This is a genomic window from Flavobacterium sp. 83, from assembly GCF_000744835.1.
Lineage (GTDB): Bacteria > Bacteroidota > Bacteroidia > Flavobacteriales > Flavobacteriaceae > Flavobacterium.
Genome location: NZ_JQMS01000001.1, coordinates 995,325 through 1,021,291 on the forward strand (window position 1 = coordinate 995,325; position 25,967 = coordinate 1,021,291).

A 25,967-nucleotide genomic window follows, 5' to 3' on the forward strand; every position below is an offset into this window, starting at 1 on the left:
AAAGATAAATAAATGGTTTAAAGTTTACTGTTTAAAGTTAAAGAGATGGCTTTAAACCTAAAAAACTTTGAACAAAAAATTAAAAAATGGGATTTATAAAACTAAAAAATATCAGAACCTACTCCTACCACGGTTGTTTGATTGAAGAAGGAAAAATTGGTTCAGATTATTCAGTTGATTTAAAAGTAAAAACAGATTTGCGAAAATCATCTGTTACTGATAACCTGGTTGACACGGTTGATTATGTGTTGTTGAACCAAATTGTAGTAGAAGAAATGGCTATCAGAGCCAACTTATTAGAGCATGTTGCACAACGTATCATTACCAGAATTATGAAAGAAGTTCCAACCATTTCAAGAGTTATTTTGGGAGTTTCAAAATTAAATCCTCCTATTGGTGGTGACGTTGAAGCGGTTACAATAGAAATGGAAGAATATAGAAGTTAAATTAAAAATATTTCAAAGGGTTTAATAAATATTTTTTAAAATTTTTAAACTTTATACTTTTAAACATTAAACTTTTTAGTTACTTTTGCCATCCGTTCAACTACGGCGTCGTGGCCGAGCGGCTAGGCTGGGCTCTGCAAAAGCTCCTACTCCGGTTCGAATCCGGACGATGCCTCTAAAACCTTCAAGGAAACTTGGAGGTTTTTTTATGACTAATTTTTAAGAAAAATTAAATAAAGTTATGGTTCGAATCCGGACGGAAATCATATCCTTCAAAGCAATTTGGAGGTTTTTTTATGCCTAAATTTTTAGAAAAATTAATTAAAGTTACAGTTCGAATCCGGACGGAAATCATATCCTTCAAAGCAATTTGGAGGTTTTTTTATGTCTAATTTTTAAGAAAAATTAAATAAAGTTATGGTTCGAATCCAGACGGAAATCATATCCTTCAAAGCAATTTGGAGGTTTTTTTATGTCTAATTTTTAAGAAAAATTAAATAAAGTTATGGTTCGAATCCGGACGGAAATCATATCCTTCAAAGCAATTTGGAGGTTTTTTTATGTCTAATTTTTAAGAAAAATTAAATAAAATTATAGTTCGAATCCGGACGATGCGGCAGAAACCTTCAAAACAATTTGGAGGTTTTTTTATACCTAATTTTTAAGAAAAATTAATTAAAGTTACAGTTCGAATCCGGACGATTCGGCTGAAACCTTCAAAACAATTTAGAGGTTTTTTATGCCTAATTTTTAAGAAAAATTAATTAAAATTATAGTTCGAATCCGGATAATTCGGCTGAAACTTTCAAAGTAATTTAGAAGTTTTTATGGCTTAATTTAATGCTACATTAAGGCTAAAATAGCACACAGATAATACAGATTAAACGGATTGACACAGATTTTTTTTAATTAAACTTAATTCATTAAAACTTAAATGAACTTATAATCCTTAACTGGTTTATAATTTTCAAAATAGTAAGAAATACTCTAATTATTCCATTTTTTAGAATAAAAAAAAGTCTAAATCTGAATATTACTAACAGATTTAGACTTTTTTATTTCAAAAATAAAAAACGTATTTACTTATTTATCAATCTTTTCAAATGCTTTTTTAACCATTTCTTTTTCTTTTGGAAACCATCCTTGAGTGATTAAAACTATTCCGAAAATCATCAAAACAACACTAATTCCTTTTTTAATTTTAAGAATATTTGTTGGAGTCATTTTAGTTTTTAACTGTTTCGCTAATAGTATTTTAATACAATCAATGAATAAATACGAAAGAATTACAGTTGTAAAAAAAGTTAACATTCTGGATGTTTGCATTTCCAGTTTTGGTCCTATCGAAATAATAATAGCTAACCAAAATCCTAAAACTCCAATATTGATAATATTTAAGAAAAATCCTTTTATGAAAAGACTTAAATAATTCTTTTTTATAATCTCATTATCTATCACTTCAGTGTTAATTTTCTCTTCTTTTTTTAATCTGACAAAAGAAATTAGACCATAAACTAACATCAAAATTCCACCAAAAATAAAAAGAGCAGGTTTATCTTTTAAACTTTGAATTAATCTGTAACTGCCTAAATAAGCTATTCCTATGAATACAATATCACCTAAAACAACCCCTAAATCAAAAACTAAAGCAGCTCTAAATCCCTTTATAATACTCGTTTCAAGTAATATAAAAAACACAGGACCAACCATAAAACTCAAAAAAATTCCCCAAGGAATACCGGATAAAATATCGTTTATCATTAAAAATATAATTGTTTCTTTATTCCTTTTCTTTAATTGTTCCGCCTAAAACTGTCTTCTGATTAATTTGTTTTGGTTTCCCGTAAATGGTTATAGTTCCACCTGCTCTAGTTTTTGCATCTACTAAATCAGTTGCATAAACATCTGCAAATCCACCCGCATTTACCGATACTGCTACTTGTGAAGAGATACAATTTTTACCTTCAAATTTTCCTCCAGAATTAGTCACAACATCTAAATTTTGTGTTTTTCCAGACAAATTAATTACAGCTCCACTCGAACTAATAACTGTGATTTTTTTAGCATTAATTGTTGCTTCAATTTTAGATCCTTCTTTAGCAATAAGTTTAAAATCTAAGGCTTTTAAATCAGTATCACTTGAAATAAAAGAGCCTTCATTAGCTTCTATTGCATCTATTTTTTTAAAATAAACAGTTGCTAAAAGATCATCTCCATCCAAAAATTTACCTAAAGGAAGTCTTATTTTAAGCTCGCCATTATTATTAATAACCTCTGCTTCAGCTTCAAATTTACCTTTTAGTTCTACTTTATTTTCATTTGCTGCTACTAATTTAATCTCAATTTTGTCGAAACCAGTAACTTTATCAAAATCTCCCACATTTTTTGTGACTTGAGAAAAACCAACTTGTGCTAATAAAACTGCTGCAATAATAACTATTTTATTCATTTTTTTTATTTTATTGGTTCTTCAATTCTTCTTAAAAAATTAAAATCCAGTTGTTTTTTAACTAAATCGGCATTTTTTACTTTAACGTAAATTTCATCTCCTAATTGTAATAATTTACCTGAAGTTGCGCCGGTTAGTGCGTATTGTTTTTCATCAAAGGTGTAATAATCGTCTTTTATATCTCGAATTCTACACATTCCTTCACATTTATTCTCGATAATTTCTACATAAATTCCCCACTCTGTCACACCAGAAATTACTCCTAAAAATTCCTGATCCTGATGATCCTGCATATATTTTACCTGCATATATTTGATAGAATCTCGTTCCGCATTCGTTGCTAAACCTTCCATTGTTGACGAATGCAAACATTTTGTTTCATACGTTTCTTCATCTACTGATTTTCCTCCATCAAGGTAATGTTGCAACAATCGATGCACCATTACATCCGGATAACGACGAATTGGTGAGGTAAAATGCGAATAATAATCAAAAGCTAAACCGTAATGTCCTATGTTATCTGTAGAATATTTGGCTTTACTCATACTTCTAATCGCAAGAGTATCAATTAAGTTTTGTTCTTTTTTACCGTTTACTTCTTCCATTAAGGCATTCAATGATTTAGAAATATCACCTTTATTACGGAAATCAATTTTATAACCAAACTTGGCAATTACCGTTTGCATGGCAATTAATTTATCTTCATTTGGCTCATCATGAATCCTGTAAATGAAGGTTTTCTTTTGTTTTCCAATATATTCAGCAACTTTTCTATTGGCCAAAAGCATAAATTCTTCAATCAGATGATTGGCATCTTTAGAAACTTTAAAATAAACGCCTTGTGGTTCTCCGGCTTCATCTAAATTAAATTTCACTTCTACTTTATCAAAAGAAATTGCGCCTTCAGCCATTCTCTTTTTTCTAAAAATTTTAGCTAATTCATCCAGTTTAAGCGTCGCAGCGACAATTGCTGATGAAACTTGATACGAACTTCCAGTTATAGAAATTTCTTCCGGAATCACATCGTCTTTTGTTTCTATGATGTATTGCGCTTCCTCATAAGAAAACCTTTGATCAGAGAAAATTACAGTTCTACCAAACCATTGATTGACAACCTGTGATTTTTCAGTAATTTCGAATATTGCCGAAAATGTATATTTTTCTTCATTTGGTCGTAACGAACAAGCAAAATTTGATAATACTTCCGGTAGCATTGGCACTACTCTATCCACTAAATAAACGGATGTTGCTCTTTGATACGCTTCATCATCTAGAATTGTTCCTTCTTCAAGATAATACGAAACATCGGCAATATGAATACCAATTTCGTAATTGCCATTTTCTAATTTTTTGAATGAGAGGGCATCATCAAAATCTTTAGCATCTTTTGGATCAATTGTAAAAGTCAACGTATCCCGCATATCCCGACGCTTTGCAATTTCACTTGCTTCTATCGATGTATCAATTTTTTGTGCAAAGGTTTCTACTTCAATAGGAAACTCTGACGGTAAACCATATTCAGCAAGAATAGCGTGTATTTCAGTATCGTGTTCTCCAGGTTTCCCTAAAACTTTGATTACTTTTCCAAAAGGGCTATCAGCTCTGTCTGGCCAATCTTCAATATGAACTAAAACTACGTCACCTTGCTCCGCTTCTCCTATTTTGTCCTTTGGAATAAAAATATCGGTATACATTTTTGGATTGGCAGTAGAAACAAAAGAGAAATTTTTTTGGATATCAATAACACCCACAAAATCCGTTTTATTTCTTTCAATTACTTCAATTACTTCACCTTCAGGTCTTTTCCCTTTTCTTCGATTGTAAACATAGACTTTTACAATATCTTTATCTAGGGCATGATTTAAATTATTGGTGGGAATGAAGACATCTTCTTCTAATTCCTTACATACAAAATAAGCCGTTTTACGACCGGTCATATCAATCTTACCTTCGTAATAATCTTTGCTTATTGCTTTTATTAAATATTTTCCAGGTTCTGATTCTATAATTTTATTTTGGGAAGCCAGAATTTTCAAATCTTTTATAATTTGATTTCTGCTTTGGGTATCATCGAGTTCTAACTTAGCCCCTATTTGTTTATAGTTGAATGCTTTATTAGCACTTTGCGACAATATTTTTATTATTTTATCGGAGAAATCTTTCTCTTTTTTTATCGGCTTTCTTAATCTTTTACTCATACATCTTTTCTTATAGCGCATAAAATTACGAAATAGTTAATCGTTATCAATAAATGGCTAGCAGTTTTAAACAAAATATAACTTTATAGAATAGTTGTATCTTTATAAAAACAATTAAAATGGAAGATTTTCAAACTATTGCTATTTTCAATTACTCGCATGAAATTGTTGTTCTGAAGCACATTTTAGATCAAGAAGAAATTCCTTATTTTTTTGAAAATGAAATAACATTAGCTGTTGTTCCTTTTTACTCAAATGCTTTAGGCGGAATTAAGTTAAAAGTACACTTTAACGATTTTGAAAAGGTTCAGCAAATTTTAGATCATTTGAACAACAATCTAACCATCGTTTAATTCAATTTTTATTTTTTATTTTTTCAAAGTTGTCAACATATATTTAAATAAACAAAAAGAAAAATTAAATTTAAATTCTTTCTTGGTTGTTATTATAGTGTGTTAATAGCCGCAATAAATTTATTTTAAAAGGTATTGAAATGAAGTTTAAAGTTGTTATACCGACTTATTAACAATGCTATTTTAAGGTAAAAGATTAGTTTTAAAGAGTTTTTGAATTTTAATTAACAATGGTTAATAATTGAAATGGAATTGATTTTGTAAATAAGTACTTTTTTAAAATTTGTTAATAAACCCCTTTTTAATATTAATAACTATTCTAAAAATTCACCAAACAATATTTGGATTTCTAATGTGGGTTTTGGATTACTTATTTTTTGCTCACAACCAAAAAAAACTTCTAATTTTCTATCCAAAGTTATGAACAAGTTATGTTAATTTAAAGTTAACTGAATATCAAGCAATTGCGTTTTGCTATTAACAATGTAAAAAATTAACATTTTAAATATAAAATAGACATTGATTTACAGCAATTTATAGATTTATTAAAATTGTTGATAACCGTTAATCAAATAGTAATCTGATAGTTATAGAAGCTATGATTTACGTCGGTTTTTTATCGTTACTAAGGATTGAATTAATCTATTAAAGAAAGCGAAATTTAAATTCTACAAAACTAAATTTCTTTATTTAAATTTGCAGCATACAACTTAATATAGTAAAAATGAAAATATCCATAGGAAACGATCACGCTGGACCAGAATACAAAAAAGCAATTGTTGAAATGCTTAAAGCAAAAGGACACGAAGTAACTAATTACGGAACGGATTCAGCAGATAGCGTAGATTATCCTGATTTTGGCCATCCAGTAGCAAATGATGTTTCTGAAGGAAAAGCTGATTTAGGAATTGTTATTTGCGGAAGCGGAAACGGAATTTCTATGACGGTTAATAAACATCCAAAAGTACGTGCTGCTTTATGCTGGATTAAAGAAATAGCAATATTAGCACGTCAACACAATGATGCAAACATAATTAGTATCCCTGCCCGTTATACTTCAATTCCTCAAGCGGTTGAAATGGTAGATGCTTTTTTAAATACTGAATTTGAAGGTGGAAGACACCAAACAAGAGTGGACAAAATTTCTTGTTAGAAACTTTTTATGACTGAATTTACATTAATTCGGTCAATGCACTGACTGAATTAATGTAAATTCAGTCAGTGCATTGACCGAATTACTATTTTTTGATTATATTTGGTTTAGATTTCTAAATCAAATAGAATGGAAAATTATTTAAAAAGAGCACTTTTTCAAGATTTTAGTAAAAAAGTACTTCCTAACAAAGTATTGATTTTACTGGGCGCTCGTCGCGTTGGAAAAACCGAATTAATAAAAAATTACCTTCAAACGATTCCTGACGGAAGTTATTTGCAACTGAACGGAGAAGATATCAATGACGCTAATTTACTTAAAGAACGTTCCGTAGCTAATTACAAACGATTATTGTCAAATATAGATTTATTAGTAATTGACGAAGCGCAAACTATTCCTGATATTGGACTTATTCTAAAACTAATTGTGGATTCTATAGAAGGAATCAAAATCATTGCGACAGGTTCCTCTATATTTGATTTAAACAATAATCTTGGTGAACCATTAGTGGGACGAAAAAACACTTTATATCTTTTTCCATTAGCACAAATGGAATATTCCCAATACGAAAATTACAAGCAAACTACTGAAAAATTAGAGGAAAGATTACTTTTTGGAAGTTATCCGGAACTAATACAATATTCAGATTGGGAGAATAAAAAAGAGTATTTGTATGAAATTATTAATTCCTATTTACTGAAAGATATTTTGGTTTTTGAAGGTATTAAACATTCTGATAAAATTTATGATTTGCTGCGTTTGATAGCGTATCAATTAGGAAAAGAAGTTTCGTTGCAGGAATTAGCAAATCAGTTACAAATGTCTAAAAATACGGTTGCTAATTATTTAGATTTACTTTCAAAAGTTTTTATTATCTTTAAAGTAGAAGGCTTTAGTCGCAATCTTCGAAAGGAAATTGTTAAATCCAGTCGGTGGTATTTTTATGATAATGGTATTAGAAACGGCATTATCAATAATTTTAACCGCTTGGATTCAAGAAATGATGTTGGAGATTTATGGGAAAATTATCTCGCTTCGGAGCGGATAAAAAAGCAAAATTATCAAAAAACGAAAACAAATAATTACTTCTGGCGTACTTACGATCAACAGGAATTAGATTGGTTAGAGGAAAAAGCGACCGCTTTGGCTGGTTTTGAGTTTAAATGGAATGAAAATAAAAAGGCAAAAATTCCAACTGCTTTTGCAAAAGCCTATCCGGAAGCTACTTTTAAAGTAATCAATAAGAGTAATTATTTAGATTTTATAATGTAATTTTCATCAAAAAATCCAAAATAAAATAATCCAGTAGCAATTACAATTTGGATAAATACAATTCTGTAGAATTTAAAAAGATAGTATTTCTTAGAAGTTTTATGCTTAAAAAGGTACATGGCCAATGCTGAACCAATTGTGCCACCAATGGCAGCAAATGATAAAAGGGTTTCTTCGGAAATCCTTTTTTTATGGGTAACCGCCAATCGTTTATCGTACGCTGTAATTATAAAAGATAAAATATTCAAGGTAAAAAAACAATATAATAAAGTCATAAATGATATAAATTTCAAGTTTAAAGCTATTATTTTAGCTAAAAATTAATTAGTTGATTTCATTTTTTTCTAATTAAATTTTTTTTGGTTTAACACATTTAAAATTACCTAATTAAAAGATGACTAATATACAATTTATAGCTAAATCCGTAGCAACAGCAGTAATTAATATTCAAAATACAGTCAAATTATTACAAGAAGATTGTACCATTCCATTTATTTCCCGGTATCGAAAAGATACAACAGGAAATCTAGATGAAGTGCAAATAGAACAAATTGCAAAGCTTCAAAAAGAATACGAAGTGATTGTAAAACGCAAAGAAGCTATTTTAAAATCCATTGCCGAACAAAATGCACTTAGTCCAGAATTAGAAAAAAAAATACAGCTAAGTTTCGATTTGCAGGAATTAGAAGATTTTTATCTACCATTCAAAAAGAAGAAAAAAACGAAAGCTGATGTCGCTCGTGAAAATGGATTAGAGCCTTTGGCAAAAATTATCATGGCACAAAATAATGATGATATCGATTTTATTTCAAGTCAATATTTGAACGAAAATGTTATCAATGAAGACGCTGCTTTACAAGGCGCCAGAGATATTATTGCCGAATGGATTAATGAAAATATTTATGTTCGAAAACAACTCCGACGATTGTACGAACGCAAAGCAACCATAACTACCAAAGTAGTAAAAGCTAAAAAAGACGAAGAAGCGGCACAAAAATTTAATCAATATTTTGAATGGTCAGAACCGTTGACAAAAGCACCTTCGCACAGATTATTGGCGATGCTTCGTGCCGAAAATGAAGGTTTTATCAAGTTTAAAGTTGAAGTAGATATTGACGAAGCCTATGATATTATTGATACTTTAGTTCTAAAAGGTCAAAATAAAACTACGCCACATGTACAATTAGCTATTGAAGACAGTTTCAAACGATTGTTGAATCCGGCAATTTCAAATGAAGCGTTGCAAGAAGCCAAAGCTAAGGCTGATGCCAATTCGATTCAGGTTTTTGCCAATAATTTAGGGCAATTATTGTTGGCGCCGCCTTTGGGTGAAAAACGAATTTTGGCGATTGATCCGGGCTTTAGAAGTGGTTGTAAAATCGTTTGTTTGGACGAAAAAGGAGATTTACTATACAATGAAACCATTTATCCACACGCGCCTCAAAAAGAGGAAGCCATGGCGATGAAAAAAATCCGTTCGATGGTGAATTCGTATAAAATTGATGCAATTTCAATAGGAAACGGAACGGCATCTCGTGAAACGGAATTCTTCATCAAGAAAATAGCGTTTGATAAACCGGTTCAGGTTTTCATCGTTTCAGAAGCTGGAGCATCGGTTTATTCTGCATCGAAAATTGCGAGAGAGGAATTTCCGGATTATGATGTTACGGTTCGTGGTTCGGTTTCTATTGGGAGACGATTGAGTGATCCATTGGCTGAATTAGTGAAAATTGACCCGAAAGCCATTGGCGTAGGCCAATACCAACATGATGTGGATCAAAACAAGTTAAAAGAAGAATTAGATAATACAGTGATTCGCTGCGTGAATTCCGTTGGGATAAATATCAACACGGCGAGTAAACATTTGTTGAGTTATGTGAGTGGAATAGGAGAGAAGCTAGCTGAAAATATTGTACAATACCGTTCTGAAAACGGTCCTTTTCAAGATAGAAAACAACTCAAAAAAGTGCCGAGATTAGGTGAAAAAGCATACCAACAAGGAGTTGCTTTTATCCGAATTTCGAATGCAAAAAATCCATTAGATAATTCAGCAGTGCATCCTGAAGCCTATGGAATTGTGGAAAAAATGGCTAAAGATTTGAAACTGACAGTGAATGATTTGATTGCCAACAAAGAAAAAACAGCCTTAATAAAACCAGAAAATTACATTACGCCGGAAATAGGGTTACTAGGTTTAAAAGACATTATCAAAGAACTCGAAAAACCTGGATTAGATCCTAGAAAATCAGCAAAAGTATTTGAATTTGACCCCAACGTAAAAACCATAAAAGATGTAAAATCAGGAATGATTTTGCCTGGAATTGTCAACAACATTACTAATTTTGGTTGTTTTGTTGATATTGGAGTAAAAGAAAGCGGATTGGTTCACATCTCGCAACTCAAAGCAGGTTTTGTAAGCGATGTAAACGAAGTGGTGAAACTGCACCAACATGTTCAAGTCAAAGTGACGGAAGTAGATGAAGACAGAAAGAGAATTCAGTTGACGATGGTTATTTAATTCCCAAAAAAAAGGCTTTTCAAACTATGAAAAGCCTTTTTTTTATTTTGTTTCTTCTTCTTTCTTATCAGCTGGCTGACTGTCATCTTTGGCAGCGTTTTTGAATTCTTTGATCCCGCTTCCTAAACCTTTCATTAATTCCGGAATTTTTTTACCTCCAAAAAGTAATAAAACAACGGCCAATATAACAAGGATTTCTGTAACACCTAATCTTCCCATGATTGAATAATTTATTGCCGAAGCAAATTTGTAATAAAACTGTCTACAAAGGTAATTAGAATAACTTAACAGAAACTCTTTTTAAGGCAATTATTTGGTTTCAATAACGTTAAAAATTTATTAAAACATATTTACAATCATTAAAAAGTGTCGAATAGAAGGGAATACTATCCCTACTATAAATTGATTATATTTGTTCAATAATCAAATTGTATGTCCAAGAAAAGACAGAAACGAAAAAAACTTAAGGAAAATTTATTCAATAAAAGACGTTTAATAATTTTAAACGAAGATACTTTTGAAGAAACATTTTCATTAAAACTTACTTTGATGAATGTTTTTGTATTTGTCAGTTTGAGTACTATTATTATTATCACAGTTACCACTTTTATCATTGCTTTTACACCTTTACGGGAATTTATACCGGGATATTCATCTTCTAAACTTAAAAAAGATGCCACGCAACTGGCTTTAAAAGCCGATTCTTTGTCGTTTGCCTTAAAGAAAAATGAAGCCTATATTAAATCCATTCAAAAAGTCTTAACGGGAGAATTGGAATATGCAAAATTCAATAAAGATTCGATTCTTGCAGCAATTGAAGAAGTTCCGTCCCCAGTAAATTTATCAGCTTCAAAAAAGGAAATAGAATTAAGGGAACAAGTAGCGAAAGAAGAACAAAAATCTGTTCCTGCCTCTCCGAAGGAAAGAAAAATAAAATCAAAAAAGTAAAATAATAATTAATAATGTCAATAAAATCAATTGCTGCAAAGCTATTTGCACTTAAAATTTATAAAAAGACTCAGGCTTGGGCCAATAATCCTGTTGCAACCCAAAATAAAGTTTTACAAGAATTAATAAAAGAAGCTAAGGAAACTCAATTTGGAATCGACCATCATTTTAATACCATAAAATCAAGTGCTGATTTTGCAAAAAATGTACCCGTTCGGGATTATGAAGCTTTAAAACCGTATGTTGATAAGGTGGTAAAAGGAGCCGAAAATATTCTTTGGAAAGGAAAACCATTGTATTTTGCCAAAACATCGGGAACAACATCTGGGGCTAAATATATTCCGTTGACCAAGGAATCCATGCCTTTTCATATTGAAGCGGCTCGAAACGCGATCTTGCATTATATTCACGAAACCGGTAAAGCTGATTTTATTGACGGAAAAATGATTTTCCTGCAAGGAAGCCCAATTTTGGAAGAAAAGTATGGGATTAAGTTGGGTAGGTTATCCGGAATTGTAGCTCATTTTGTTCCAAAATATTTACAGAAAAACCGAATGCCTTCTTGGGAAACGAATTGTATTGAAGATTGGGAAACCAAAGTAAATGCGATTGTCGAAGAGACATTCAACGAAAATATGACGGTGATTTCAGGAATTCCATCTTGGGTGCAAATGTACTTTGAAAAACTGCAGCAAAAAGGAGGGAAGCCAGTGGGAGAAATCTTCAAAAACTTCAATTTATTTATCTACGGAGGGGTGAATTATGAGCCGTATCGCGCTAAATTCGAAAATTTAATTGGTCGAAAAGTAGACAGCATTGAACTTTTCCCAGCTTCGGAAGGGTTTTTTGCGTATCAGGATTCTCAAAAGGAGAAAGGAATGTTACTGCTTTTGAACTCGGGTATTTTCTATGAATTTATAAAAAGTGACGAATTTTATACGGAAAATCCAAGACGTTATACGATAGGTGAAGTGGAACTTGGAATAAATTATGTGTTGATTATTTCTACCAATGCAGGACTTTGGAGTTATAATATTGGTGATACTGTTCAGTTTACTTCATTAAAACCGTATAGAGTGATTGTTTCAGGCAGAATCAAGCATTATATTTCGGCTTTTGGAGAACATGTCATTGGAAAAGAAGTAGAAAGTGCGTTGCAGGAAGCGATAATTGGAACAGCTATTCGGATTAATGAATTTACTGTAGCACCACAAATCACCCCGACGGAAGGACTACCGTATCACGAATGGTTCATTGAATTTGAGAACGAACCAGAAGACAGCGTCACTTTTGCGGAAGCGATAGACAATGCCATGAGAAAGCAAAACGTATATTACGACGATTTGATTGTCGGACACGTATTGCGAAAAGTTGTGATTACAAAAGTGGCCAAAAACGGTTTTCAGGAGTATATGAAATCGATAGGCAAGCTGGGTGGACAAAACAAAATCCCCAGACTTTCTAATGACAGAGCCATTGTAGATTTATTAAACAAATAACAAAAGGGTTACATTTGAGTTTTAGAAAATAAAAATAATGAAAGATACTAAACACATATCACGCTCCAGAGCACAGGAATCATCGGCAGCTATTGAAAAAATGTACATTACGATGCGTCATTTATTCAATAGAGGATTTTATAAACCAATGGGAATTTCCGGTGATACTTTGAGAGAAGCTCTATTGGCTTTACGCCCGGAAATTTACGGTAATATTGGCGAAGAAAAAGTCGAATTGAATGGTCTTTTGTATGTTATTGAGCGTTTGCCTGTAGGAATTGAAGAATGTAGATTCATTAATTTAACTTCGGATGAAGGGTATTCTAAATCCCACTTTCAAGCGATTGTTCCACCAAAAAGACGCCGTAACTGTTATCGAATTGACGAAGAACAAATGAATGTGGAGATTACACGTGGACGTTCGGATATTTATGATATTTTGACGCATTTGACGTTCATTTTCATCGAATCCCATAAAATAAGAAACAGGGTTTTACTGGATGATGCAGGCGAAGTTTCGCGGGATTGGTTCAAACTGGAACAAGCGGTTTCCCAAAATAAAAAACTAACTCTGGTTGAAAAAGAGAAAGCAATTTCGCATGCTTCAAACATTCTGGGAAGAACATTTGAGGAAGTTTTAGAGATTTATGATGCTTTTGGTTCCGTAACATCGCCAGATCGTTTCTTGCATGTTATTTTTTGGTTGGGGAAATTAGCCATTGAGGAAGTGGTTGAGAATAATAAAAGAACCATCACATTCAGCCCAATTCTAAGAGAACGATTAGGACATCATATTCATGGCGAAATTTGGGCTACGAACATCAAGGAGGTTTTGAAAGAGAATCAGCTTCTAGACCGACCTATTCATGTGATTAGTGCCAATATGCATAGTGTAATGAACTCTATTTTTGCAACGCCAGTTTTAAAAACAAAGTTCAAAGACAAATCTGATTTCTTTATTTATGAAGAATTAAGTAAGTCTGGTGCCAATGAAGTTCGCAATCAAGTGGAAGACGTGGCTTTGAAATACGGAATGATTTCGTTGCCGGATACTTCAGGAACCAATATTGACGTGCAAATTTTTGATACTGCAAAAATTGACTGGGCTAAAACCTCGTTTCCAAAAGCAAATACAGGAGATATAAAACCGGTAATAATCGTGATGGATTACGCTTTTGGCGAGCAAGCGTATGAAACAATTGACGAATTATTGAAACCGTACAAAAAAGAGACTTTATTGAATGTGGAATCAGTTTCGATCATGGGAAAAGCGGGAATCTTGGAAGGTGGAAAAGGAGATATTATGATTCCGAATGCGCACATCAATGAGGGAACAGCTGATAATTATTTTTTCCATAACGAACTTACGCCTGATATGTTTGAAGGGAATGATATTGCAGTTTTTGCCGGCCCAATGGTTACTGTACTGGGAACATCATTGCAAAACCGGGATTTATTAAAGTTTTTTCACGAATCGACTTGGGGTGTAATTGGATTAGAAATGGAAGGTTCTTATTATCAAAAAGCCATTCAATCTGCCTCCAAAATCAGAAAAAGCGTTCCTTTGGACATCAAAGTAAGATATGCGTATTATGCTTCGGATAATCCATTGGAAACAGGAAGCACATTAGCTTCAGGAGGATTGGGAACAACAGGAGTAAAACCAACGTATTTGATTACCATTAAAATATTGGAACAAATTTTCAACGTAAAATAAAAGAATAGCATGAATAAAAACGAACCCAATAATCAAGAGGATCAGGAAATTGATTTATCACAAATTTCTAAGAAAATTAGAATTCTTTTTCAGGAATTTAATACTTTTTTATTTAGATGTATTCAGTTTTTTGTAAAAAATGCAATTGTGGTTTCAATTTTGGCACTAGTTGGAGTTTCACTAGGAATATTTTTAGACCATACACAAAAAGCCTATAATCATCAAATTATAGTAATGCCAAATTTTGGAAGCACGGATTATTTATATTCAAAAATTGAATTAATTGAATCTAAAATTAAGGAAGGAGACACTGTTTTTTTAAAAGAAGTTGTCGGGATAAAAAAGCCGAAACAAATTACGAAAATAGAAATCAATCCAATAGTGGATGTTTATAAATTTATTGAAAATAAGCCAGAAAATTTTGAACTAATTAAGTTGATAGCAGAAGATGGAGATATTAAAAAGACCGTCGAGGATAATTTGACCAGTAAAAATTATACGTTCCATAAGTTATCATTTATCACAGGAAAATTAACCAGCAATAATGAAACAGTTGAGCCTTTATTAAACTTTTTGAACAATACTGATTATTACAAGAAAATTCAGAAAGGAGTAGTGAACAATATTCAAATTAAGATGGTTCAAAATGACTCCATAATTTCACAAATAAATGCAGTTTTAAACGGATTTTCTAACAGGATGAATGGTGCGACAAAAAGTGATAAACTGGTTTATTATAATGAAAATACACAATTAAATGATATTATAAAGACTAAAGAGGGGCTAATTAATGAACAAGGAACCAATAGACTTAGCCTCATTAGTTTAGATAAAATTATAAAAGAGAATAGTTCAACATTAAATATTAAAAATAGCAGTTCAGTCAATGGAAAATTAAAATTTGTTTTGCCAATTTTATTTATTCTATGCTTTATTCTACTTCAAATGTTTATTGCTTTTTATAGAAAACAATCTTTAAAAGCATTGCAAAACAGATAATTATTTGGGTAAAAACGATTGTAAAATAAAAAAGAGTTTAAGAGCAGATAAACATATAAACAAATATATTTTTAAGAAATAAAATATATTTTTGTAAAAAAAAACAGAGATGAAAATTAAATTAATAGCAGCAAGTTTATTTTTAACATTGGCATTAGTTTCTTGTAAAAAAGAAGATAAGAAAGAAGTAGCTGCCCCAGTTGAAGAAGTAAAAGCAAATACATTTGATGTTATTGTTGATTTGGTGATTAAAAAAGATGACGAATTAATTCTTTTTTATAAAGATCCGTCGATTAATTATTTTGACGAAAAAAATACCGTTTATTATGGTATAAAAGGCAAACAAGAGCCTCAAACTATAACATTCAGCATTCCTGAAGGAGTTTTACCAAATGATATTCGTTTTGATATAAGTTCGAAAAAAGATCAAGAACCGGTAAAAATTAACTCCATAACTTTAAGTTTTGAAGGAAGGACATTCAGAGTTGATCAAAAAGATTTACTGAAATATTTTACACCGAATGAATTTATAACATTTGATGAAGCTTCGTCGACAGCGACTTTTATTCCAAAAGGAGATCAATACGACCCAATTTTTAATACAAAACCAGCAGTTTACGTAGAGTTAGAAAAAGTTAGAGGAGTTAAATTATAGTTCATAATAAACTAAATTTTCAAAAGGCTATTCCTAATAAGGTGTAGCCTTATTTTTATAAAAAATACATGAAATACATGTTTAGTTTTTTAAATAAAGTTCTATACGATAAAAAGCACAAAACATTAGTTTCTAATTTTGTTTACCTTGCTATACTCCAAGCTTTAAATTTACTTTTACCCTTAATTACCTTCCCTTATTTAGTAAGAGTTTTGGGCATAGAAAACTTTGGATTATTGTCTTTTTCATTGGCATTAATTACTTATTTTCAGATTATTACTGATTTTGGATTCAACTCAATCGCTACCAGAGATATTTCGGTTGCAATCGATGATAAAAAAAGGCAACAAGATATTTTTAATGACGTAATGTCTACAAAATTATTTTTGCTTGTTTTGTGTTTCCTTTTGATGTCAATTATCGTTTTTAGTTTTGAAATATTCAGGAATCATTGGGAAATTTATTTTTTCTCTTTTGGATCCGTTCTTGGTCAGGCTATTTTTCCAGTTTGGTTTTTCCAAGGAATGCAAAAGATGCGGTATATTACTTATCTGAATCTATTTACAAAAATCATTTTCACAATCGCAATTTTTGTTTTTGTTAAACAACGAGAAGATTATTTTTTAGTCCCTATTTTCAATGCTTTAGGGTTTATAACAGCTGGAATTCTATCCTTTTATTTTGTGAAGAAGCACTTTGATTTACAATTAAAATTGCAATCCTTTGAAAGAATTAAAAACCAATTAGTTAAAGGGAAGTATGTGTTTTTATCCGAATTAAAAATTTCTTTATTTACCAATACCAATACATTGATATTAGGGATTTTTGTAGGCAATCAAGCAGTTGGTTACTTTAGTGCTGCAGAAAAATTAGCCAGAGCAATTGGAAATTTGCAAACACCAATTTCGAATGCCTTATTTCCTTTTTTGGCCAATGAAATGATTTCAAATAAAATTCAGACGATTAAGAAGATAAATAAGATTACAATAATTGGCGCATTATTTTTTTCGATTTTAGTGCTGTTAGGATTCTTTTTTTCGAAAGAAATTATAACATTAGTTTATGGAGAAGCTATGAATCCAACCATCGTTTTATTTAAAATATTAATCATTATTCCCCTTGCATCATTTTTAGATACAATGTTTGGTAAACAAATTTTATTAAATTTAGGGAAAGATAATTTGTATTTTCGTGTCATTTTATGGGCAACAATTTTAAATATCAGTATAAATTTAGGATTAACCTATTTTTATAAAGAGCTTGGAACAGCTATTGCACTTATTATTACGCAAATTTTTATCGTATTAGGAATGTGGTTTTATGCAAAAAAAGAAACGGATAAATTCTGTCAATAAAAAGAGCCATGACACAAATTAAAGTAAGCGTCATTATTCCTGTATACAATGCAGAAGGATTTTTGGTTGATTGTATTCAATCGTTGATAAGTCAAACATTACAGGAATGTGAGTTTATTTTTGTCAACGACGGTTCCTCAGATTCCAGCCAACAAATTATAGCGCAATTCCAGGAAAAAGACAATAGGATTATCCTAATTAATCAGGAGAATAAAGGCATTAGTGGGGCCAGAAATACAGGAATTGAAGCCTCAAAAGGGACCTATATTGGGTTTGTTGATAATGATGATTATGTAAAAGAAACCCTATTTGAAACGTTATATAACAATGCCATAATAAATGATCTTGATATTGTAGTTTCAAAAACGATTTTAGGTAGAGATAATAAGTATATTATTAAACAAGCTGTTTTTCCTGTTGAAAATATATATGAGCAGGAGTTTATCCAGAAAAATATTATTCCAAGTTTATTGCGTGAGGAAGATTTATTTGCCGTTTGGAATAAAATTTACAAACGTAGTTTAGTGTTTCAGCAGCAAGTTCGATTCCCAAAAACAAGGGTTATTGAAGAGGACAATATGTTTAACATTCAAGCGTTTAATAAGGCTACTAAAGTGATTTTTATAGACTATAGCGGTTATTTCTACCGAGAAGTAGGTTCGAGTGAATCCAGAAAAACGATTGAAAACGATTATTTTGATAAGGCACTGCAAAAATTCAATTTTGATTATAAAAAGGAATATGATCTTTCCATTACCTATCAAGAATTAGAAAAGTTAAAAGCCATTCGTTTCATAAGGAGAGTGTGTTATTTAGTATATAAATGTGCCACGGCTGAAACTTCTTTCGACAAAAAAATGGGCTATATTAAAAACATGGTTTTTCACCCAACAGTTTTTTCTATATCAAATAAATATAAGGATGAGATACTGTATAATAGAGGGAAATACGAATTTCTTGTTTTGAAAATTATAAAAAACAAGACGATTGTTGGTTTATATTTATTAGTTTTATCAATTAAAACGGTTTATCATCCTAAAATTTCAGAAATTATTAGGTTTTTAAATAATCCAAGAATTCAAAACACTTAAAAATAAAAAATTGCTCAGAAAATTATATACGATCCTTTTTTTTCTAGGCCTTTTCTTTTTTTCGTTTAACGAATATGAAGGTCTGCCAATACTTGGAGAGTTTAAAAGTGAGGCGGGTGCAGTTTTCTTTTTATTGGGCTTTTTACTATTGATTTTTGAATCTGGTTTTACCAAAAAAATTGTGATTCCTTTGAAAAACCCCATTTTTCAAATCATGTTGAGTTTTCTATTTTGGTGTTTCATTACTACAGTATTAAACATTGAAACTGTTGAATCTAATTATTTTAAGCATACTGGAGGTATAAACAGATTTATCAGACAGTATTTTGCCTTGTTACTTTCGAGTATTATTTTCTTCCTTTTTTACTATAATGTTATCCGAAAAATGGAATTAAAAGACCTTCTTTTTAAAATAAGAAAAGTGTTTTTCTGGTCTTTAATAGTGGCTTCTATCTATGGTTTTTTGGAAATTTTAGTCTCTTATTTTGGTTATTTATTCTTGTATCCAATTTTAAAATTATTTGATTATTTTCCTTTTTTAGAAGTTTCCATACATGAAAAAGGACGTATTTCTTCCATTGCTTATGAACCACCATTTTTTGCAATTTACTTAATCACTATTGCCGGTTGGATGTTTAGTTATATTTTGACTGAAAAAAAAAGTTGGAAATTTCTACCTGCCATTTTGGTTTTAGTACTTACCTTTTTTTCAGGATCAAGAACAGGTTTAATGGTTGTTCTTTTTCAATTAATTGTTTTTGCGACGATAGTTTATAAAGACAAAAAAAATAGAAATTATTTTGTAAAATCCTTTTATGGAATTTTAATTTTATTTGCGGTATTGCTTATTTTTAATGGACAAAAAACAGTAAACGCCATTTCAGAAAAAATAATCTCATTCGATTTTATAGGAAATTTAAAAAGCAATAAGTCTAATCAATCTCGGCTTGGGTTGCAATATGCTTCGTTACAAGTTTTCAAGGAAAATCCTATTGTTGGGGTTGGTTTTGGACAACAGACTTATCACAGTAGAACGCATTATCCAACTTGGGCTACAAAAGATAATTATGAGTTTGATTTAATGTATAAGAATAAGAATGTAAAATCCTTCCCTCCAGGCTATAATCTTTATACCAGATTATTGGCTGAAACAGGTATAATAGGGTTTTTGATTCTATTGGCATTAATTTATTATTCTATAAAGCAAACAAAAATATTCATAAAGAACAGTACTGGTGAGAAGAAAATTTTGTCTTATATACTATTAATTTCGTTGTCAGGGCTATTTATTAATTGGTTGCAAATAGATACTTTTAGGATTTATGGGATTTGGCTTTCGTTAGCTATTTTGATGCGATTGTCTCAAGAAAAAATGATTACAAATGAATAAGGTCGTTCTATTAATTCCGCACTATAATAATCCGCTTGGACTAATGGCATCTGTGGCATCAATAGAAGCTTCAGAAACATTGGATATCCTCATCGTGGATGATGGGAGCATCACGGAAAGAATTAACGAAATAACCACAAACCAGGCTTTCAAAGCAACAGGAAAAATCAAGTATATTTATTTAAAAAAAAACGAAGGCATTGAATCTGCGCTGAACCATGGCTTAGATTATATTGTTAAAACAAATCAATATCACTTTATTGCTCGATTGGATTGTGGGGACACTTGCATTGGAAAGCGATTTGAAATACAAGAAAAATTTCTGGTTGAAAATCCTGAAATAAAATTAGTGGGTTCGAATGCTATTGCGGTGGACCCAAAGGGTACTTTTTTATACAAGACTTTATTTCCAGAAAAGAACCAAGTAATAAAGAATAAAATGTTTAATAATGCTATGTTTCTTCATCCAACGGTTATGTTTGCAGAAGAAATTATAGCTATTGTGGGGAAGTATCCCACAAATTATAAGGCAGCTGAGGATTATGCTTTTTTCTTTAAAATTGTAAATAAATTCGAAACGGCTAATCTGCCAGAATTTTTGCTGCAATATGAAATTAATCCATCAGGGATTTCCTTTTCAAAAAGGAAAGAACAAGTCTGGAGCAGAATAAGGGTTATTAAGGATAATTTTTATTTTGGTTTTTGGCCAGTTTATGGAATTACAAGAAATTTGATTTTGTATGTTTTACCCCATTCAATCATTCAAAAAATAAAAAGGCTCAAAGAATGAATATATTTTCAAAGAAAGAAAGCTATAGCAATATTATTCTTTTATTAATATTGGCGTTGTCTTTTTCAAAATCAATCCCCAATATTATTTTAGGGGTTGCTCTGTTATTTTATGCTGTATTGTTTTATCAGAAAAAAATAGTTTTCCCTAAAAGACATTATTTTTATGCATTTGGTATACTTTTCCTGTATCTCCTGATTAAGTCTTTTTTTAATTCATCGATTGGTAACGAAATAAATGTATTCAGTCGATTTTTAGTTGTAATTATACTTCCCATATTATTTATTCCCGTTCCAAAAAATAAAATAATTTGGGGTTTTATAGCATCGGTTTTTATCGCCGTTAGTATTGCCTTAATTCATACTTCCATTTATTATTTACACAATAAAATACTTCCGTTCAATACTGGAGAAGATGTCAATAGGATTTTGATAGTAGAAAGGCCTTATATGGGATTTATATGTCTTGTAGCATTAATTTTATGCCTATTCATGGCAAAAGAATATCCTAAATTTAAAAAAGCATTATTTGCTTTGGGTTTGTTTTTTGGAATTTTTATCTTTTTTATTGCGGCAAGGTTGTCTTTAATCACTTTAATTGGAGTCGCTATAATTTATCTTTTATTCTATTCGGGTTTTTCAGTTATAAAAAAAGCAATCATTATTGCAGTTTGTTTTATAGCCGTATTTACCGCTTTATTGAGTTATAAGAATTTGTCAAATAGGTTTTTTGTTACCGATAGTTTTCAAACGATGAAAGATTATGAACCAAGAGTTGTAATTTGGAGTTGTGCATCTGAGATAATTCGTTCCTCTGATTTTAATTTCATTTTTGGAAGTAAAAGTTTCAATTGGATGGAGGAACAATATGTTCAATGTTATGCTGATTCTATTACAAATGAAAGTAAAAAAGCATGGTTTTTAGCTATAAAATATAATTCTCATAACCAATTTATTGATTTATTTCTAATTGGCGGTTTTTTAGGATTGGGACTGTTTCTATTTTTTATTTTTTCAATGATGAAAAATTCTTTGGGAAATTTTTACTTTTTTTCGATTGTTGTTTCTTTAACATTATTTTTTTTGATGGAAAATGTATTGCACAGGCAATTTGGTTGTTATTTAACGGCAATCGTGTTTTCTATAACCGCAAAATATAGAGATGAAAAAAATTAAAATTGCCCACGTTCTCCATTCTGTAGGAGGTGTTGATGTTTCCTTGCGACTCATTCTTGAAAACAGCAATCCATCACAATTTGAAAATATAGTAATCCATGGAATTGTTGACACAACGGAAAGCTTTTATGATAAAAATAAAGTCATTATCAAGGAGTTTAAATTACCAATATCCAGAGAAATAACATTTTTAAATGATCTTATTTCAATAATAAAAACATACCAAATACTAAAAAATGAAAAACCGGATGTAATTCACTGCCACAGTGCAAAAGGAGGTGTAATTGGTAGGATAGTTGCAATTTTAACAGGAACTCCGGTTCTGTATACTCCGCAGGCATTCTCTTATTTAAGTACAGATGATACCTTTAAAAGATCAGTTTTTCTGTTTATTGAAAAATTATTGTCCAAAGGCAACGTAACTCTTTTAGCTTGTTCCAAGTCTGAAATGAAGCGAGCAATTGAAGAAGTAGGATTTAAAGAAGAAAACGTATTGCTTTTCAATAATGCAATAAGACCTATTGATAAAATCGATTCACTATCCATAAAAAAAACGTGGCCTGATAATTATATTTGTACCGTTGGGCGTCCGTCTTATCAAAAAAATATTGAATTCATGATAAGAGTTCTATACGAAATAAAGAAAACTACAAATATTCATTTAGTTATAATGGGAGTAGGCCCAGTTTCGGATAATTTGGATTCTGTTAAAAATCTTATAATCGAGCTTGATATGTCAACTGATATCACCCTTTTAAACTGGACAAAGAGAACCGATGTTTTTAATATCATTAATGATGCAAAATTTTATATTTCAACTGCGCGATATGAAGGATTGCCTTACTCTATAATCGAAAGCATGACATTAGGAACTCCGTGCATAGTTTCGGATTGCGATGGCAATAGAGATTTGATAACAAATAATTTTAATGGCTATTTAGTTAAAGAAAATGATATAGCAGATTTTTCGGCAAAATGTATTAAATTATTGAACGAAGAGGAATTACATGCAACATTTTCAAAAAACGCCAAAAATTCATTCGAACAAGATTATAATATTTTAAAAAAAATCGTGGATCTGGAAACTATTTATCTAAAACAATCAAATTTAAAATATAAAAAGTCGCATAAATAGTCTTATTTTGCCCAAACAAACAACGTTTATGAAAAGAATACTTATCACTGGTGCTGCTGGATTTTTAGGATCACATCTTTGTGACCGTTTTATTAAAGAAGGCTATTTTGTTATAGGAATGGATAATCTTATCACTGGAGATTTAAAAAACATAGAACATTTATTCAAATTGGAAAATTTTGAATTTTATCATCATGATATCACCAAATTTGTTCATGTTCCAGGTCAATTAGATTATATTTTGCATTTTGCTTCGCCTGCAAGTCCAATAGATTATTTGAAAATCCCAATACAAACATTAAAAGTAGGGTCACTTGGGACACACAACCTTTTAGGTTTGGCGCGAGTAAAAAAAGCCAGAATTCTTATTGCATCCACTTCTGAAGTCTATGGAGATCCATTGGTACACCCACAAACTGAAGAATATTACGGAAATGTAAATACAATAGGCCCAAGAGGTGTTTATGACGAAGCCAAACGTTTTCAGGAATCCATCACTATGGCGTATCATACTTTTCATGGTGTAGAAACCAGAATTGTTAGAATTTTCAATACGTACGGTCCACGAATGAGACTCAATGACGGTCGCGTTATTCCAGCATTTATAGGTCAGGCGCTTCGTGGTGAAGACCTAACTATTTTTGGTGACGGTATGCAAACACGTTCTTTTTGTTATGTAGATGATCAGGTGGAAGGTATTTTCAGATTATTGCATTCTGATTATGTTTTACCGGTAAATATTGGGAATCCGGATGAAATCACCATTAAAGATTTTGCTGAAGAAATCATAAAACTGACAGGAACCAATCAGAAAGTGGTTTATTTCCCTTTACCAATAAATGATCCCTTGCAACGTCAGCCAGATACTACAAAAGCAAAAAAATTGCTGGGTTGGGAAGCTAAAGTAAATCGTGCCGAAGGAATGAAAATCACTTACGACTATTTTAAATCATTATCTAAAGAAGAACTTTCTAAAGAAGAACATAAAGATTTTTCGGGTTATATAAAGTAGAGAAATTTTCCTTTTCGTTTTTTATGTTCGTATTACAGGATTAATAGCTATAAATTCTATATTTTTCTTATAAAGAGCATAAAGATTAATGGATTAGGAATTAATTTGGGGTTTATAAGGGATTGTATAGTTTTAATATACTTTCAATTTAATAAAGAATAAAAAAATAGTAACACATTTACTGCAATAGATTTTGTACGGCTATTGAGTAGTTAAAAACAAACCTACAGTAAGAACAATAAAGTAAATTTTATCCGTTTTGTCTGTTTGTTATTTTTTTCAATTACAAGCGGCTAACCAAAAGTAAAAACAGATGATATGTTGGATAGCCAAAGTAAACCAATTAGAAATGATGAATATTACCTGCGACTATTTCAATTTAATAGTGATAGTAATTTTTTTAAAAAGACCGATAGAAAACCAAACTGGTTATATTCGTTAATTATGACGGCATCTCAAACAGGAAGATATTCAAAATACATAAGGCCTATTAGTGTTTTAATTGATTTGATCGTTATTTCAATATTAGGCTTATTCTTTCTTGAAGACCTCAATTTAAATATTGAGCATTATCTTATTTATCAAACAATTGGATGGACTACAGCTGCTTTTTCAATCAAGTTTTACGATGTTTATCGCTTTACAAAACCAATTGAAATTATTTCGAAAATAGTCAAACAGGGGATTTTATTTCTTTTAATAATCATTGCTTTTTTTCCGTTTTCAAAACATGTTGTTTTTAACGCAACAGTGATTGCTCTTTTTATTTCAGCAGTAATAGTATTGATTACTGTTTCGAAATTTTTATTGTTTTATTATTTAAAGGAATACAGAATAATAACGGGAAGCAATTATCGAAGTGCTGTAATCATTGGTTATACTCCCGAAGCAATTCGATTAAAAGATCTTTTCGAAACAAGAAATGATTATGGTTATCGTTTTTTGGGATATTTTTCAGATAAGAAATCAAATCAAAATATTAAAGGAAAATTGGCAGATTTGAAACCTTTTGTAATTGAAAATTGTGTCGATGAAATTTATTGTTCATTGAATGAAATCTCCAATGAGCATTTGAAAGATTTAATAGATTTTGCTGATGAAAATAATAAAACAATAAAATTCATTCCTGATACTAAAGAAATTTTTTCAAAAAAATTAAAAATAGATTATTACGAATTTTTCCCTGTACTATCTTTAAAAAAAACAATTCTGCATGATCCAGCAATCAAAGTATTCAAAAGGACATTTGATATTGTTTTTGCTATTATAATTATTGTATTACTTCTATCTTGGTTGATTCCTTTATTAGCTATTTTAATAAAATTAGAATCTTCAGGCCCCGTTTTTTTTAAACAAGGAAGACCTGGAATTGATGAGAATGAATTTTATTGCTATAAACTTCGTTCTATGAGAATCAATAAAACAACTGAAATAGAAGCATCAAAAAATGATCCTCGTGTTACCAGAATAGGTAAATTTATGAGAAAGACAAGTTTAGACGAAATGCCTCAATTTATAAATGTTTTACTTGGTGAAATGTCAGTTGTAGGTCCGAGGCCTCATCTCTGGGCACAAAATAAAGTCTATGGAAATAAAGTTAAAAAATATATGGTGCGTCATTCTGTTAAACCCGGAATTACAGGATTAGCTCAAGTGAGTGGTTTTCGAGGTGAAATAGAGACGGATAATGATATGATTAATAGAATAAAATTTGATATTTTTTATATTGAAAATTGGTCACTAATATTAGATTTAAAAATAATTTCTCAAACGGTAGTTAATATTTTCAAGGGAGAAGAAAAAGCATATTAA

At 30.7% G+C, this 25,967-nt stretch carries 23 protein-coding genes and 1 tRNA gene; 19 read left to right on the forward strand and 5 right to left on the reverse strand.

Annotated features, from left to right (window positions below):
• Nucleotides 1-86 precede the first annotated feature (86 nt).
• Nucleotides 87-446: a dihydroneopterin aldolase gene (gene folB, locus T410_RS04335; protein WP_035668965.1), complete on the forward strand. Its 360-nt coding sequence runs from the start codon at nt 87-89 to the stop codon at nt 444-446.
• A gap of 104 nt (nt 447-550) precedes the next feature.
• A tRNA-Cys gene (locus tag T410_RS16885) sits at nt 551-621 on the forward strand.
• A gap of 908 nt (nt 622-1,529) precedes the next feature.
• Here T410_RS16885 and T410_RS04340 read toward each other — a convergent pair.
• Genes T410_RS04340 through rnr form a run of 3 tightly spaced genes read right to left on the reverse strand, consistent with a single transcriptional unit; the run spans nt 1,530 to nt 5,093 of the window.
• Nucleotides 1,530-2,207: a LysE family translocator gene (locus T410_RS04340; RefSeq protein ID WP_035668966.1), complete on the reverse strand. Its 678-nt coding sequence runs from the start codon at nt 2,205-2,207 to the stop codon at nt 1,530-1,532.
• 19 nt (nt 2,208-2,226) lie between these two features.
• A complete protein-coding gene (locus T410_RS04345) occupies nt 2,227-2,895 on the reverse strand; it encodes a head GIN domain-containing protein (RefSeq protein WP_035668967.1) in 669 nt (222 codons plus the stop codon).
• Nucleotides 2,896-2,900: 5 nt separating this feature from the next.
• The gene (gene rnr, locus T410_RS04350; RefSeq protein ID WP_035668968.1) at nt 2,901-5,093 is read right to left on the reverse strand and encodes a ribonuclease R; all 2,193 of its coding nucleotides are present in this window, start codon (nt 5,091-5,093) and stop codon (nt 2,901-2,903) included.
• A gap of 119 nt (nt 5,094-5,212) precedes the next feature.
• Between rnr and T410_RS04355 the strand changes: the two genes are divergently transcribed.
• From T410_RS04355 to T410_RS04365, 3 genes are all read left to right on the forward strand, one after another.
• Nucleotides 5,213-5,446, forward strand: coding sequence for a hypothetical protein (locus tag T410_RS04355; RefSeq protein WP_035668970.1), 234 nt, complete (start codon nt 5,213-5,215; stop codon nt 5,444-5,446).
• Nucleotides 5,447-6,170: 724 nt separating this feature from the next.
• Nucleotides 6,171-6,599, forward strand: a complete 429-nt coding sequence (gene rpiB, locus T410_RS04360; RefSeq protein ID WP_035668971.1) for a ribose 5-phosphate isomerase B — start codon at nt 6,171-6,173, stop codon at nt 6,597-6,599.
• Between the two features lie 129 nt (nt 6,600-6,728).
• Nucleotides 6,729-7,871, forward strand: a complete 1,143-nt coding sequence (locus T410_RS04365; RefSeq protein WP_035668972.1) for an ATP-binding protein — start codon at nt 6,729-6,731, stop codon at nt 7,869-7,871.
• Here T410_RS04365 and T410_RS16670 read toward each other — a convergent pair.
• Entirely contained in the window at nt 7,850-8,146 is a 297-nt protein-coding gene (locus tag T410_RS16670) for a DUF1294 domain-containing protein (protein WP_081897801.1), read from the reverse strand. The two genes, T410_RS04365 and T410_RS16670, sit on opposite strands and share 22 nt — an antisense overlap.
• Nucleotides 8,147-8,265: 119 nt before the next feature.
• Here T410_RS16670 and T410_RS04375 point away from each other — a divergent pair, with 119 nt between their 5' ends.
• On the forward strand, nt 8,266-10,389 hold the full coding sequence (locus T410_RS04375; RefSeq protein WP_035668975.1) for a Tex family protein: 2,124 nt from the start codon (nt 8,266-8,268) through the stop codon (nt 10,387-10,389).
• 42 nt (nt 10,390-10,431) lie between these two features.
• On the opposite strand, the gene tatA is transcribed toward T410_RS04375, so the two are convergent.
• A complete protein-coding gene (tatA, locus tag T410_RS04380) occupies nt 10,432-10,608 on the reverse strand; it encodes a twin-arginine translocase TatA/TatE family subunit (protein WP_035668977.1) in 177 nt (58 codons plus the stop codon).
• A gap of 213 nt (nt 10,609-10,821) precedes the next feature.
• Between tatA and T410_RS04385 the strand changes: the two genes are divergently transcribed.
• The 13 genes from T410_RS04385 (at nt 10,822) to T410_RS04450 (ending at nt 25,967) form a co-directional block, all read left to right on the forward strand.
• Nucleotides 10,822-11,337: a hypothetical protein gene (locus T410_RS04385; protein WP_035668979.1), complete on the forward strand. Its 516-nt coding sequence runs from the start codon at nt 10,822-10,824 to the stop codon at nt 11,335-11,337.
• Between the two features lie 14 nt (nt 11,338-11,351).
• The gene (locus tag T410_RS04390; protein ID WP_035668980.1) at nt 11,352-12,836 is read left to right on the forward strand and encodes a GH3 auxin-responsive promoter family protein; all 1,485 of its coding nucleotides are present in this window, start codon (nt 11,352-11,354) and stop codon (nt 12,834-12,836) included.
• 37 nt (nt 12,837-12,873) lie between these two features.
• The gene (locus T410_RS04395; protein WP_035668981.1) at nt 12,874-14,553 is read left to right on the forward strand and encodes a hypothetical protein; all 1,680 of its coding nucleotides are present in this window, start codon (nt 12,874-12,876) and stop codon (nt 14,551-14,553) included.
• Nucleotides 14,554-14,562: 9 nt separating this feature from the next.
• Complete coding sequence (locus tag T410_RS04400; RefSeq protein ID WP_035668983.1) at nt 14,563-15,552, forward strand: hypothetical protein; 990 nt, start codon at nt 14,563-14,565, stop codon at nt 15,550-15,552.
• 109 nt (nt 15,553-15,661) lie between these two features.
• On the forward strand, nt 15,662-16,207 hold the full coding sequence (locus T410_RS04405) for a hypothetical protein (RefSeq protein WP_035668984.1): 546 nt from the start codon (nt 15,662-15,664) through the stop codon (nt 16,205-16,207).
• Nucleotides 16,208-16,275: 68 nt separating this feature from the next.
• Complete coding sequence (locus tag T410_RS04410) at nt 16,276-17,562, forward strand: flippase (protein ID WP_081897802.1); 1,287 nt, start codon at nt 16,276-16,278, stop codon at nt 17,560-17,562.
• Between the two features lie 8 nt (nt 17,563-17,570).
• Entirely contained in the window at nt 17,571-18,653 is a 1,083-nt protein-coding gene (locus tag T410_RS04415; RefSeq protein WP_051929349.1) for a glycosyltransferase, read from the forward strand.
• Nucleotides 18,654-18,663: 10 nt separating this feature from the next.
• Nucleotides 18,664-20,043, forward strand: coding sequence for an O-antigen ligase (locus T410_RS04425; protein ID WP_152556929.1), 1,380 nt, complete (start codon nt 18,664-18,666; stop codon nt 20,041-20,043).
• Nucleotides 20,036-20,833 carry a glycosyltransferase gene (locus T410_RS04430; protein ID WP_035668991.1) on the forward strand — a complete coding sequence of 266 codons (798 nt, stop codon included), beginning with the start codon at nt 20,036-20,038 and terminating at the stop codon, nt 20,831-20,833. The genes T410_RS04425 and T410_RS04430 overlap by 8 nt, the downstream gene beginning before the upstream one ends.
• Nucleotides 20,830-22,008 (forward strand): O-antigen ligase family protein, encoded by a 1,179-nt coding sequence (locus T410_RS04435; protein ID WP_035668993.1) that lies wholly within the window; start codon nt 20,830-20,832, stop codon nt 22,006-22,008. Before T410_RS04430 ends, T410_RS04435 begins: the two co-directional genes overlap by 4 nt.
• Nucleotides 21,995-23,143 (forward strand): glycosyltransferase, encoded by a 1,149-nt coding sequence (locus T410_RS04440; RefSeq protein WP_035668995.1) that lies wholly within the window; start codon nt 21,995-21,997, stop codon nt 23,141-23,143. Before T410_RS04435 ends, T410_RS04440 begins: the two co-directional genes overlap by 14 nt.
• 28 nt (nt 23,144-23,171) lie before the next feature.
• Nucleotides 23,172-24,155 (forward strand): UDP-glucuronic acid decarboxylase family protein, encoded by a 984-nt coding sequence (locus T410_RS04445; RefSeq protein WP_035668997.1) that lies wholly within the window; start codon nt 23,172-23,174, stop codon nt 24,153-24,155.
• 318 nt (nt 24,156-24,473) lie between these two features.
• On the forward strand, nt 24,474-25,967 hold the full coding sequence (locus T410_RS04450) for an undecaprenyl-phosphate glucose phosphotransferase (RefSeq protein ID WP_369793012.1): 1,494 nt from the start codon (nt 24,474-24,476) through the stop codon (nt 25,965-25,967).

Excerpts from the sequence above, each read along its gene's own strand:
- folB (WP_035668965.1), top strand. The coding sequence starts at position 87 with ATGGGATTTATAAAACTAAAAAATATCAGAACCTACTCCTACCACGGT.
- T410_RS04340 (WP_035668966.1), bottom strand. The coding sequence starts at position 2,207 with ATGATAAACGATATTTTATCCGGTATTCCTTGGGGAATTTTTTTGAGT.
- T410_RS04345 (WP_035668967.1), bottom strand. The coding sequence starts at position 2,895 with ATGAATAAAATAGTTATTATTGCAGCAGTTTTATTAGCACAAGTTGGT.
- rnr (WP_035668968.1), bottom strand. The coding sequence starts at position 5,093 with ATGAGTAAAAGATTAAGAAAGCCGATAAAAAAAGAGAAAGATTTCTCC.
- T410_RS04355 (WP_035668970.1), top strand. The coding sequence starts at position 5,213 with ATGGAAGATTTTCAAACTATTGCTATTTTCAATTACTCGCATGAAATT.
- rpiB (WP_035668971.1), top strand. The coding sequence starts at position 6,171 with ATGAAAATATCCATAGGAAACGATCACGCTGGACCAGAATACAAAAAA.
- T410_RS04365 (WP_035668972.1), top strand. The coding sequence starts at position 6,729 with ATGGAAAATTATTTAAAAAGAGCACTTTTTCAAGATTTTAGTAAAAAA.
- T410_RS16670 (WP_081897801.1), bottom strand. The coding sequence starts at position 8,146 with ATGACTTTATTATATTGTTTTTTTACCTTGAATATTTTATCTTTTATA.
- T410_RS04375 (WP_035668975.1), top strand. The coding sequence starts at position 8,266 with ATGACTAATATACAATTTATAGCTAAATCCGTAGCAACAGCAGTAATT.
- tatA (WP_035668977.1), bottom strand. The coding sequence starts at position 10,608 with ATGGGAAGATTAGGTGTTACAGAAATCCTTGTTATATTGGCCGTTGTT.
- T410_RS04385 (WP_035668979.1), top strand. The coding sequence starts at position 10,822 with ATGTCCAAGAAAAGACAGAAACGAAAAAAACTTAAGGAAAATTTATTC.
- T410_RS04390 (WP_035668980.1), top strand. The coding sequence starts at position 11,352 with ATGTCAATAAAATCAATTGCTGCAAAGCTATTTGCACTTAAAATTTAT.
- T410_RS04395 (WP_035668981.1), top strand. The coding sequence starts at position 12,874 with ATGAAAGATACTAAACACATATCACGCTCCAGAGCACAGGAATCATCG.
- T410_RS04400 (WP_035668983.1), top strand. The coding sequence starts at position 14,563 with ATGAATAAAAACGAACCCAATAATCAAGAGGATCAGGAAATTGATTTA.
- T410_RS04405 (WP_035668984.1), top strand. The coding sequence starts at position 15,662 with ATGAAAATTAAATTAATAGCAGCAAGTTTATTTTTAACATTGGCATTA.
- T410_RS04410 (WP_081897802.1), top strand. The coding sequence starts at position 16,276 with ATGAAATACATGTTTAGTTTTTTAAATAAAGTTCTATACGATAAAAAG.
- T410_RS04415 (WP_051929349.1), top strand. The coding sequence starts at position 17,571 with ATGACACAAATTAAAGTAAGCGTCATTATTCCTGTATACAATGCAGAA.
- T410_RS04430 (WP_035668991.1), top strand. The coding sequence starts at position 20,036 with ATGAATAAGGTCGTTCTATTAATTCCGCACTATAATAATCCGCTTGGA.
- T410_RS04435 (WP_035668993.1), top strand. The coding sequence starts at position 20,830 with ATGAATATATTTTCAAAGAAAGAAAGCTATAGCAATATTATTCTTTTA.
- T410_RS04440 (WP_035668995.1), top strand. The coding sequence starts at position 21,995 with ATGAAAAAAATTAAAATTGCCCACGTTCTCCATTCTGTAGGAGGTGTT.
- T410_RS04445 (WP_035668997.1), top strand. The coding sequence starts at position 23,172 with ATGAAAAGAATACTTATCACTGGTGCTGCTGGATTTTTAGGATCACAT.
- T410_RS04450 (WP_369793012.1), top strand. The coding sequence starts at position 24,474 with ATGTTGGATAGCCAAAGTAAACCAATTAGAAATGATGAATATTACCTG.